The sequence below is a fragment of the Actinomadura parmotrematis genome (genome assembly GCF_019458805.1).
Lineage (GTDB): Bacteria > Actinomycetota > Actinomycetes > Streptosporangiales > Streptosporangiaceae > Spirillospora > Spirillospora parmotrematis.
Genome location: NZ_JAIBOA010000015.1, coordinates 205,468 through 216,006 on the forward strand (window position 1 = coordinate 205,468; position 10,539 = coordinate 216,006).

General features: G+C 75.2%; 12 protein-coding genes. 7 read left to right on the plus strand and 5 right to left on the minus strand.

The features are described 5' to 3' along the window. The first annotated feature begins 137 nt into the window (after nt 1-137). The 3 genes from K1Y72_RS23610 (at nt 138) to K1Y72_RS23620 (ending at nt 2,615) form a co-directional block, all read left to right on the plus strand. Nucleotides 138-1,331 (plus strand): sensor histidine kinase, encoded by a 1,194-nt coding sequence (locus tag K1Y72_RS23610; RefSeq protein WP_220168607.1) that lies wholly within the window; start codon nt 138-140, stop codon nt 1,329-1,331. Between the two features lie 5 nt (nt 1,332-1,336). Continuing rightward, nucleotides 1,337-2,008 carry a winged helix-turn-helix domain-containing protein gene (locus K1Y72_RS23615; protein ID WP_504739490.1) on the plus strand — a complete coding sequence of 224 codons (672 nt, stop codon included), beginning with the start codon at nt 1,337-1,339 and terminating at the stop codon, nt 2,006-2,008. Nucleotides 2,009-2,225: 217 nt separating this feature from the next. Next, complete coding sequence (locus K1Y72_RS23620; protein WP_220168609.1) at nt 2,226-2,615, plus strand: hypothetical protein; 390 nt, start codon at nt 2,226-2,228, stop codon at nt 2,613-2,615. 63 nt (nt 2,616-2,678) lie between these two features. Here the strand turns inward: K1Y72_RS23620 and K1Y72_RS23625 are convergent, their stop codons facing one another. Together K1Y72_RS23625 and K1Y72_RS23630 are read right to left on the minus strand one after the other, a co-directional pair. Beyond that, the gene (locus tag K1Y72_RS23625) at nt 2,679-3,572 is read right to left on the minus strand and encodes a copper chaperone PCu(A)C (protein ID WP_220168610.1); all 894 of its coding nucleotides are present in this window, start codon (nt 3,570-3,572) and stop codon (nt 2,679-2,681) included. 142 nt (nt 3,573-3,714) lie between these two features. Next, complete coding sequence (locus tag K1Y72_RS23630; RefSeq protein WP_220168611.1) at nt 3,715-4,464, minus strand: hypothetical protein; 750 nt, start codon at nt 4,462-4,464, stop codon at nt 3,715-3,717. A gap of 354 nt (nt 4,465-4,818) precedes the next feature. On the opposite strand from K1Y72_RS23630, the gene K1Y72_RS23635 reads away from it, so the two are divergent. Together K1Y72_RS23635 and ispF are read left to right on the plus strand one after the other, a co-directional pair. Then, nucleotides 4,819-5,301: a CarD family transcriptional regulator gene (locus tag K1Y72_RS23635; RefSeq protein WP_220168612.1), complete on the plus strand. Its 483-nt coding sequence runs from the start codon at nt 4,819-4,821 to the stop codon at nt 5,299-5,301. 22 nt (nt 5,302-5,323) lie between these two features. Continuing rightward, the gene (gene ispF / locus K1Y72_RS23640) at nt 5,324-5,794 is read left to right on the plus strand and encodes a 2-C-methyl-D-erythritol 2,4-cyclodiphosphate synthase (protein ID WP_220168613.1); all 471 of its coding nucleotides are present in this window, start codon (nt 5,324-5,326) and stop codon (nt 5,792-5,794) included. 45 nt (nt 5,795-5,839) lie between these two features. Here the strand turns inward: ispF and K1Y72_RS23645 are convergent, their stop codons facing one another. Continuing rightward, nucleotides 5,840-6,286, minus strand: coding sequence for a MarR family winged helix-turn-helix transcriptional regulator (locus K1Y72_RS23645; RefSeq protein WP_220168614.1), 447 nt, complete (start codon nt 6,284-6,286; stop codon nt 5,840-5,842). Between the two features lie 86 nt (nt 6,287-6,372). On the opposite strand from K1Y72_RS23645, the gene K1Y72_RS23650 reads away from it, so the two are divergent. Together K1Y72_RS23650 and K1Y72_RS23655 are read left to right on the plus strand one after the other, a co-directional pair. Further along, on the plus strand, nt 6,373-7,284 hold the full coding sequence (locus K1Y72_RS23650) for an LLM class flavin-dependent oxidoreductase (protein WP_220168615.1): 912 nt from the start codon (nt 6,373-6,375) through the stop codon (nt 7,282-7,284). 194 nt (nt 7,285-7,478) lie between these two features. Further along, nucleotides 7,479-8,273 (plus strand): carbon-nitrogen hydrolase family protein, encoded by a 795-nt coding sequence (locus K1Y72_RS23655; protein WP_220168616.1) that lies wholly within the window; start codon nt 7,479-7,481, stop codon nt 8,271-8,273. Nucleotides 8,274-8,282: 9 nt separating this feature from the next. Here K1Y72_RS23655 and fahA read toward each other — a convergent pair whose 3' ends face one another. Then, nucleotides 8,283-9,500, minus strand: coding sequence for a fumarylacetoacetase (fahA, locus tag K1Y72_RS23660; RefSeq protein ID WP_220168617.1), 1,218 nt, complete (start codon nt 9,498-9,500; stop codon nt 8,283-8,285). A gap of 25 nt (nt 9,501-9,525) precedes the next feature. After that, nucleotides 9,526-10,371 (minus strand): DUF2637 domain-containing protein, encoded by an 846-nt coding sequence (locus K1Y72_RS23665; RefSeq protein ID WP_220168618.1) that lies wholly within the window; start codon nt 10,369-10,371, stop codon nt 9,526-9,528. Nucleotides 10,372-10,539: the final 168 nt, after the last annotated feature.

The following is a 10,539-nucleotide window of genomic DNA, read 5'->3' on the forward strand; positions in this document are numbered from 1 at the left end:
GGCGGACTCGCCCACGCCACAGCCTGCCCGACCGACGTGAACCGGCCTGGGGTTATAGGTGAACTTCTGGATAACGCGACCGCGTCTTGGTCCCCCAAGGTGCGAGAACGTCCCGAATGGCACCTACGATCCCATGTGTGGAGGTCGAGATTGTCGCGGGTCTGACAGGGCTCGCCGGGCTCGCTGTCGGGCTCGCTACTGGATTGGCGGTGCGTGTGACCGAGCGAGCCCAGCGTGTCGTCACCCCGCCGACGACACCCGGGGGGCTGCCGCCCGGGGTGGCGTCGGTGCTGAGCGTGCTGCGCTCGTCGGCGGTGGTGGTGGACCGCGAGGACCGCGTGCTGCGCGCCAGCTCGGCCGCCCGCGCCTTCGGCCTCGTCCACGGCGACCGGCTCCTGGTGGACGAGCTGCTCGCGATGGCCCGCCTGGTCCGCCGCGACGGCGAGATCCGCGAGACCGAGGTGCAGGTGGCGCCGGCCCGCGGCCGCGTCCGCGGCGAGGGGCGCTGGTTCGCCGTCCGCGTCGCGCCGCTCGGCACGCACGGCCTCGTGCTGGTGCTCGCCGAGGACCTCACCGAGATGCGCCGCGTCGAGGCGATGCGCCGCGACTTCGTCGCGAACGTGAGCCACGAGCTGAAGACGCCCGTCGGGGCGCTGTCGCTGCTCGCCGAGACCGTCGAGAGCGCCGCCGACGACCCCGAAGCCGTCCGCCGCTTCGCGGGCCGCATGCAGCACGAGTCGGTCCGCCTGACCAGCCTCGTCCAGGACCTCATGACGCTGTCGCGGGTGCAGGGCGACGAGCCGCTGCCCGAGCTGCACCCGGTGTCCCTCGACGAGGTCGTCGTCGAGGCCCTGGACCGCGGCCACGTCAAGGCCGGCGCCAAGGGCATCGAGCTCGCCACGGGCGGCGAGGACGGGCTGAAGGTCCGCGGCGACGAGGAGCTGCTCGTCACCGCCCTGCGCAACCTGATCGACAACGCCGTCGCCTACAGCCCCGAGAACACCCGCGTGGTGGTCGCCACCCGGCGGGCCGACGAGGCGTACGCCGAGATCAACGTGACCGACCAGGGCATCGGCATCCCGCCGGGCGACCTGGAGCGGGTCTTCGAGCGCTTCTACCGCGTCGACCCGGCCCGGTCCCGCCAGACCGGCGGCACCGGCCTCGGCCTCGCCATCGTCAAGCACGTCGTGACCAAGCACGACGGGCAGGTGACGGTCTGGAGCAAGGAGGGCTCCGGGTCCACCTTCACCATCAGGCTCCCGCTCCTGAACCCGCCGGCGGGCGGCGACCCGACCCCCCGCACCAGAACCGCCCAGGAGGCAACACCGTGACCCGCGTGCTCGTCGTGGAAGACGAGGAGTCCTTCAGCGACGCACTGTCCTACAACCTGCGCAAGGAGGGGTTCGAGGTGGCGATCGCCGCCACCGGCCCCGACGCGCTGGACATCTTCGAGCGCAACGGTGCCGACCTCGTGCTGCTCGACCTGATGCTGCCCGGCCTGCCCGGCACCGAGGTGTGCCGCGAGCTGCGCGCGCGCTCCAACGTCCCGGTCATCATGCTGACCGCCAAGGACAGCGAGGTCGACAAGGTGGTCGGGCTGGAGCTCGGCGCCGACGACTACGTCACCAAGCCGTTCTCCACCCGCGAGCTCATCGCCCGCATGCGCGCGGTGCTGCGCCGCCAGGGCGAGACCGAGGAGCTGGCCCCCGCCACGCTGGAGGCGGGCCCGGTCCGCATGGACGTCGAGCGGCACGTGGTGAGCGTCGGCGGCACGGCCGTCCAGCTGCCGCTGAAGGAGTTCGAGCTGCTGGAGGTGCTGCTCCGCAACGCGGGCCGCGTCCTCACCCGCATGCAGCTCATCGACCGCGTCTGGGGCGCCGACTACGTCGGCGACACCAAGACCCTGGACGTCCACATCAAGCGCCTCCGCGCCAAGATCGAGGACACCCCGTCCACGCCCCGCTACATCGTCACCGTCCGCGGCCTCGGCTACAAGTTCGAGCCGTAGGCCGCACCCCGCCCGCGCGCCGCGCCGCCGTTCCCGAAGTCACCGGAACGGCGGCGCGCTCGCGTGCATCTGATCTTGCAGGGCGGGTGCGGGAGAGAGGCGAGGCCGGATGCGTCTGCAGAAGGGCGATCTCGTTCTGCGGGTTCGCAGGAGGAAGCGGCTGGGGTGGCTGGTCGGCGGGGTGGTGGGCGCGGTCTTCCACATCGCGTTTCCGGGGGTGCTGCTGCTCTTCGGCCATCCGGACCGCTTCGAGGCGGTCGCGGCGATGGCCGTGGCGCCGGCGTGCCTCTACACGGGACTGGGGTTCCAGCGTTGCAGGATCGTGCTGACGCCGGACGAGCTCCGCGTGCGGGGAGCGTTCGTCCAGCGGCGCGTGCCCCGGGCGCGCATCGCGGAGGTGTGGCGCGTGGTCGCGTCCGAGTCCATGCTGACGCCTTCCGGCACTCTGTACCTGTACGGCGAGCACCGCGAGCTGCTCCGCAAGGTGGTCCTCGCCGTGCACTACGAGAGCGCGGACATCGACCGGCTGATCGAGGAGCTCGGCGTGCCCTGCACGCCGGTGTCCCTCGACAGGACGGAGACGCAGCTCGCGCGCGGCCGCTGGTAGCGGACCGCCGGACGCGCGAAGGGGCCCGGAGCGCGCGCCGCGCTCCGGGCCCCTCCGTTTCGGTCAGCCCCCGGTGGTCGGGGTGGTCGACGGGGAGGCGCCGTCGCGGCTCGCGGTCGGCTCGGGCGACGCGGTGCCGCTCTCGCCGGCCGACGGGGTGGCCGTGCCGCTCTCCGACGGGGACGCGGCGGGGGACGCCGACGCGCCCGGGGCGGGCGGGTAGGTCGCGTACTCGCCCTGCTGCGGGATGACCGGGACGGACACGGTGGTCGAGCCGGCGCTCGCGAACTGGAGCGTGACCTGGACCGTCTCGCCGCCGATCAGCTCGCGGTCGAGGCCGGTCAGCACGACGAGCGGGGACTGCTGCCCGCCCGACGGCTGCGGCGTCGCGGCGTTGCCGCCGCCGGCCGTGTTCGGGCTCGGGGTGTTGGAGCTCGCGGCGGTCGCCGAGCCGTGCGGGGCGGGCTCGCCGGACGGCGTCGCGCCCGCGCCGGTGATCTCGGGGGACGCGGACGGGGACGCCGACGCGCCCGCCTTGTCCTTCTTGTCCTTCTTGGACGGGGAGGCGGACGGCTCCGGCGAGGCGCTGCCGAGCAGCCGCGTCGCCGTGCCGGTGCCGTCGGGCTGGGCGGCCGGCAGCGCCAGCCCGCCGCCGGAGATCTTGACGTCGGCGAAGCCGGCGGCGCGGACCGCGACGAGCTTGTCGGCCTGCCCCTTCACCTGGTTGATGATCGTGGCGTAGAGCGGCACCGAGGCGCCGGCGGCGAGCTTCTGGCCGGGCTGCGGGCCGAGCAGGAACAGGTTCCGCACGTCGATCTTCGGGTGGTCCTTGGGGACCGAGACGTTGACGGCGTCGGTGAGCTGCGTCGGCGCGGCCGTCTGGGGCTCGGAGCCGGCGCCGCAACCGGAGATCACCGGCGCGATGGCGAGGGCACCGGCGAAGGCGAGTGCGGCCACTCGGCGGCTGTTACGGATCACGGCGGCGATCTCCTTGCGGGTCTTCGTGGGTTCGGCTTGTCCGTGGGCGCGGGAAACGCCAGGGGCAGCGTAGCGAGCCCGGTGCCCGCCCCCGCCCCGGGGGGTGGATCAGCGCGCCGCCTCAGCCGAGGTCGTGGATCAGCGTGGTGAGCTCCGGCGACGGCGCGGCGTTCCGGCGGACGGCGGTGACGATCCCGTCCGTCCGCACGAGGGCGATGGTAAGCCCCGGGCCGGGCCGCGCGGGCGCGTACGCGGCGGAGAGCAGGCCCGTGCCGTCGGTGGCGAGCCGGGGGCTGCCGTCGTGGGAGGTGCTGGCGAGCGCGGTGAGCTCCTTCAGCACCTGCCGCGCCCGCACCGTGCGGCCGCGCGTGTCGGCGACGAGGAAGAAGTCGATGTCGTAGACCTGGGCGGTCGCCGACAGGCGGGCCACCGCGTCCCGGCATCCGCAGGAGGCCGCCGCGATGCCGAACACCGCGGGCCGCTGGTCGCGCAGCGGCACGTCGACGGGCCGCCCCTCGACCAGCGTGATCCTGGTGTCGGGCAGCTCGCCGCCGACGCGGCCGGGGCTCGCGGACGGGGCGGGGCCGAGCAGCCCGGTCTGCCGGCCGGGAGCCGGGCGCGGCCCGAGGAAGGTCATCAGCGCGCCGGAGACGAGCGCCACCACGACGGCGCCGGCGATGAGGGGGACCGTCAGCCCGAACCGGGCGAGCGGCCCGAGCAGGCGGAGCAGCCGGGCCCGGCGGCGGTGGGCGCGCCGCTCGCGGTGGTAGGCGTGGACGTCGCGCTCCAGCTCGCGGGCGTCGTCGGGCACCACGACGTCGACGCGGGGGAGCCCGTAGTCGTCGGGCTCGTGGTCGCCGCCTGGCCTCACGCCGCACACCTCACAGTCCCGTGAACAGCCCCGAGTGAACGCTGAGCGACCGCCAAGCCCGCTTTGTGCTATTGGTGTTCTATAAGCCGTTCTGTACCCATCCGAACCGGCGCGCTCACCTCCCAGTATGGGCCGCTTCCGCGCCCGCGGCAGGAGGCGCCGGGAACCCGCCGCCGGAGGCGCCGGAGGCCCCCGTCACGGGCGCTCCAGGGGTTCCACCCGTCTCCGATGCACCTTCCATTACCTTTGTCAAGACCCCAATTAGGGGGTTGACCTGCGGATATGTCCCTAACGCCGGTGCGGTCACCGTCCGGCGCGTGCTATCCTGGGTTCAGCGGAAGGGGTACTTGTCACATGACTTTCCAGGTCGGCGACACCGTCGTCTACCCCCACCATGGGGCTGCTCGGATCGAGGCCATCGAGACTCGCACCATCAAGGGTGAGGAAAGGACCTACCTGGTCCTGAAGGTCGACAAGGGCGACCTGACCGTCCAGGTTCCGGTCGAGAACGTCGAGGACGTCGGCGTGCGCGACGTCGTCGGCCAGGAGGGCCTGGAGAAGGTGTTCGAGGTGCTGCGCGCACCCTACACCGAGGAGCCGACCAACTGGTCGCGCCGCTACAAGGCCAACCTTGAGAAGCTCGCCTCCGGCGACGTCAACAAGGTCGCCGAGGTCGTTCGCGACCTGTGGCGCCGCGACAAGGAGCGCGGTCTGTCGGCCGGCGAGAAGCGCATGCTCGCCAAGGCGCGCCAGATCCTGGTCAGCGAGCTCGCCCTTGCGGAGAAGACCAACGAGGACAAGGCCGAGGCCCTGCTGGACGAGGTCCTGGCCGGCTAGCGTGCGCGAGCAGCTGCCACGGGTGGGCGTCGGTACCGACGTCCACCCTTTCGCTTCCACCGACCGCCCGCTGTGGGTGGCCGGGCTGGAGTGGCCCGGCGAGGGCCCCGGCCTGGACGGCCACTCCGACGCCGACGTCGCCGCGCACGCCGTCTGCGACGCGCTGCTCGGCGCCTGCGGCCTCGGCGACCTCGGCGCCGTGTTCGGCACGTCCGACCCGCGCTGGTCGGGCGCCTCCGGCGCCGCGCTGCTCGGCGAGGTCGCCCGCCTGGTCGACGCGGCCGGCTACGCCGTCGGCAACGTCGCCGTCCAGGTGATCGGCAACCGGCCGCGGATCGGCCGGCGCCGCGACGAGGCGCAGAAGGTGCTCTCCGAGGCCCTCGGCGGCGCCCCCGTCAGCGTCTCGGGCACCACCACCGACGGTCTCGGGCTGACCGGCCGCGGCGAGGGGATCGCCGCCATCGCCAACGCCCTCGTCGTTCCCAAGAGCTGAACCCTCCCGGAGGGGCCGGACACGCGTCCGGCCCCTCCGGCATGCCTAGGACCCGGCGGCGAGGACGCGCAGCGACGCGATCAGGCGCTCGGCGTCCCCGGGCGGCAGCGGGGCCAGGAAGCGGGCCTCCATGGCGCGGCGCGCGTCCTCGGCCCGTGCCAGCAGGTCGCGGCCCTCCGGGGTGGGCAGGACGGTGTTGCGGCGGCGGTCGCGCGCGCTGCGCCGCCGCTCGACCAGCCCGCGCCCCTCCAGCCCGTCGATGAGGGCGACCATCGTGGTGCGGTCGACGCCGAGGCGCGCGGCGGCCTCGGCCTGCGAGAGCTCGTCCGGCGCGCCGAGGACGGCGAGCACCGCGAGGTCGCGGCCGGTGATCCCGAACGGTTCCAGGGCCGCCGCCGACAGGGCGGTGAGGCGCGCGTGGGCGTGCTTGAACAGGTAGCCGAGGCGCGCGTCCGGCGCGTCCGGGACGGGTGCGGGGCCGGGCTCGGTCATGCCGCCAGCGTAACGGGACCAGATCGTCAGTGAAGCTGATGATTTGCTACGCTGACGGAATTCGTCCGTTCCCCCGGGAGGCGACCATGCCCGACCAGCACGTGACCTTCGGCGTCAAGACGACCCCGATGCGCGCCGGCTACCAGGAGATCCTGCGCGTCTGGCAGGAGGCCGACGAGCGGCCCGAGCTCGCCGACGCCTGGCTCTGGGACCACCTGACGGCCCTCGGCCCCGACCCGGCGGCGCCCGTCCTGGAGGGCTGGACGCTGCTCGCCGCCCTCGCCGCCCGCACCGAGCGGCTCGGCCTCGGCCTGCTGGTGACCAGCAACCGGATCCGCGAGCCGGCCGTCCTCGGCAAGATCGCGACGACGGTGGACGTGATCTCCGGCGGCCGCCTCGTCATGGGCCTCGGCGTCGGCGGCACCCGGCAGCCGCCCGGCACGGGCGGGATCCCCGGCCCGAACCCCGCCGTCGCCGAGTACGCCGCCTACGGCCTGGACCTCGTCCCGCCCGGCGAGGGCGTCGAGCGGCTCGCCGAGACGATCGCGATCCTCAAGGGCATGTGGACCGAGGAGGTGCTCGACTTCGCCGGCCGCCACTACACCCTCACCGGCAACCGCAACGAGCCGAAGCCCGTCCGGCCGGGCGGCCCGCCGCTGCTCCTCGGCGGCTGGGGGACGCGCGTGCTCCGGCTCGTCGCCGAGCACGCCGACGCCTGGAACGTCCCCGGCCCGCCGCACAACGACGTCGCGTGGATCGCCGGGCGGGCGCGCGTCCTCGACGCGCACTGCGCCGACATCGGCCGCGACCCGGCGGAGATCGCCCGCTCGGTGCAGTACATCGTGGACACCGCCGACGCGGCCGGCACCCGCGCCGCCGTCGCCGAGCTGATCGCCGCCGGCATGACGCACATCGTCCTCAGCCTGCGCCCGCCCTACCCGCCGGGCGCCGTCGCGTGGCTGGTCGAGGAGGTCGTCCGCCCCGCCCGGGAGGGCTAGGGCGTGTTCTGCGGATCTACGTTCTGCTGCGCGGCGCCCAGGCGGCCCCCGGCGGCGTTGTCGTCGGTCGACGGCCGGCACCGGGCCGCCTCCCTCCTCCGCCTTGCCGGGGACCACCTGGACACCGCTCACGACGAACAAGACCCACCGAACACGCCCTGGCGGGCCGGTCCGGCCGGTGCCTACGATGCGGCGTGACCTACGAGATCTTGAACGTGGCGCTCGCGCAGACCGCGTCCGTCCCGCACGATGTGCGGGCCAACGCGGCCGCCGCGGCCGGGCTGGTCCGCCGCGCCGCGGACGCCGGGGCGGAGCTGCTGGTCCTCCCCGAGCTGTTCCTCACCGGCTACGACCTGACCTTCGTGGACGACCCCGCCGCCTACGTCACCGAGGACGATCCGCGCCTCGACGGCGTCCGCGCGGCCGCCCGGGACGCGGGCGTGACGACCGTCCTCGGCGCGGCCCTGCGCCGCCCCGGCGGCGCCGCCTGGATCGCCTCGCTCGTGCTGCTCCCCGACGGCGGCACGCACCCGCACGGCAAGTGCCACCTGCACGGCCCCGAGCGGGACGCGTTCGAGCCCGCCGGGGAGGGCCGCGTCCTGGACGTGGCGGGCTGGAAGGTCGGTCTCGCCGTCTGCTACGACGCCGGGGTGCCCGCCCACGCGGCGGGCGCGGCGGCGCGCGGCGCCGAGGTCTACGCCGGATCGGCGCTGTACACGCAGGCCGAGACGCGGCGCCTGGACCTGCACTTCGCGGCCCGCGCCATGGACCACCGCATGTACGCCGTCGTCGCCAACCACGCGGGCGGCGGCGCCGGCTGGGTGTCGTGCGGCGGCAGCGGCGCCTGGCACCCCGACGGGACGCGGCTGGTGCAGGCGGCGACGGGGGAGGGCATCGTCACCGCCGCTCTGGCCCGCGCCGAGATGGCGGAGCTGCGCGACCGCGACGCGGCGGCCGGGTACCCGCGCGGCGCCGCGCCCCCGCGCTGACGGCCGCCCTCAGCAGGTCGCGGGAAGGACGGTGCCGGTCACCTCGCCGAGCCCGATGACCGCGCCGTCCGGTCCGGGCGCGGTGCCGCGGATCGTGACGGTGTCGCCGTCCTCCAGGAACGCGCGCGCGGACCCGTCGGCGAGCGTGACGGGCTCGGCGCCGTTCCACGTCAGCTCCAGCAGGCAGCCGCGCTGCCCGCGCCCGGGCCCGGACACGGTGCCGGACGCGAACAGGTCGCCGGTGCGGAGCGGCGCGCCGTTGACGGTGGCGTGCGCGAGCTGCTGCGGCGACGTCCAGTACATCTCCCGGAACGGCGGCTCCGCCACCCGCCCGCCGTTGATCAGGACCTCCAGCCGCAGGTCCAGCCCCCACGGCTCGGCGGTGCGCAGGTAGGGCAGCGGCGCGGGGTCCTGCGCGGGCGGCGCGACGCGGGCCGCCTCCAGCGCGGCGACCGGCACCACCCACGGCGACACCGACGTCGCGAACGACTTGGACAGGAACGGCCCGAGCGGCTGCGCCTCCCACTGCTGGACGTCGCGCGCGCTCCAGTCGTTGACCAGCACGAACCCGAACACGTGGTCGCGGAACGCGTCCACCGCCACCGGCCGCCCCGGCGCCGACGGGACGCCCGCCACGAACCCCACCTCGGCCTCGATGTCGAGCCGCAGCGACGGCCCGAACCCCGGCTCGTCCTGGCCGGGCACGCGGCGCTGCCCGCAGGGCCGCACGACCGGCGTCCCCGACGGGTACACCGTCCCGGCCCGCCCGTGGTAGCCGACCGGCAGCCGCTTCCAGTTCGGCAGCAGCGGCTCGCCCTGCGGGCGGAACATGCGGCCGACGTTCGCCGCGTGGTGCTCGGAGGAGTAGAAGTCGACGTAGTCGGCGACCTCGAAGGGCCGGGCGAGCTCCACCGCGCCGAGCGGGACGAGGTGCGGCTCGACGTCCGCGCGGTGCGCCTCGCCGCCCAGCAGCTCGGTGAGCCGCGCCCGGTTGGCCGCCCAGGCGGCCCGCCCGGCGGCCATGAAGGCGTTGAGGGAGCCGGCCGCGAACCAGCCCCGGTCCTCGACGAGCCCGGCGGCGGCGAGCCCGGCGAGGTCGAGGACGCGGTCCCCGATCCGCACCCCGGCGCGCGGCGGCCCGCCGGACCGGGTGAAGATCCCGTAGGGCAGGTTCGCGAGGCCGAAGCCGCCGTCGTCGCCGGTCTCGGCCCAGGCACGTGTGCTCATGGCGCCCATCCTCCCCGAGCGGCGGTCAGCGGCCGTCGGCGGGCGGGACGGGGCTGCTGCGGAGCTGCCCGGACGGCGGGTCGCGGTCCCAGAGCGGCCGCCCGTCGTCGTCGGCGGTGGTGTCCACCTCGGGGGCGTGCCAGACGGGCCGCCCGCCCGCGCCGGCGTCCGCGTCCTCGGCGCGGTCCTCGACCGGCGGGTCGGGCTCCTCGTCGGTGTCCGGCAGGACGGGCATGACGAGGTCGGGGCGCGTGGTGGAGGCCTTCCCGGCCGGGGGCGCGGCGCCGTTCCGGACGAGCTCGACGTCCGTCGGCAGCAGCGCGGGCGGCGCGGGGTCGGCCTCGTCCGCCGGCTCCGCTGGTCCCTCCGGCTCCGGCTCCGGCGCGGGGGCGGGGGCGGGGGCGGGGGCGGGGGCGTCCCGGCGCGGGGCGCGGAGCCGCTTGATCATCGTCAGCCAGAGCCAGACCGCCAGGACGAGCGCGACGTGCGGCGCCACCGCGACACCGCCCCGCACCCGCTCGGCGTCCAGCGACCCGTAGCCCCAGACGGCGTGCTGCACGCCGAGCGCCGCGCCGCCCGCGAGCAGCAGCACGAGCAGCGCCCAGCGGACCGCCCGCGACCACCAGCGGCCGTGCCGGGCCACGATCAGGCCGAGCACGGTGATGACGAGCAGCGCGTCCGCCATCACCGGATAGGCGGGCGCCCAGCGGCGGCCGACGCGGCCCGCGAGCGCGAGCTCGCGCAGCGGCTCGTAGGTCACCGCGAACGCCGCGGCGGCGAGCACCACGACGGCGAGGACCGCGAATGTCGCCAGCAGGCGGCGGAGCGCGCGGCCCTGGCGCGGGGCGGCTTCGGGACGGTCAGCGGGCATCGGGGGCACTCGTTTCCACGGGTCGTTCCTTCGGAGGTTAGCCAGGCGGGCCCGGCGCGGCCCGCCGTTCATGATGATCGTCTGAAGGGGTCTTTCACCGCCGGGCCGGGTGAAACGGGTACGAGTACGTTGAAAGTGACAATGGCGTCCCCCTTACTGGAGGCAGCG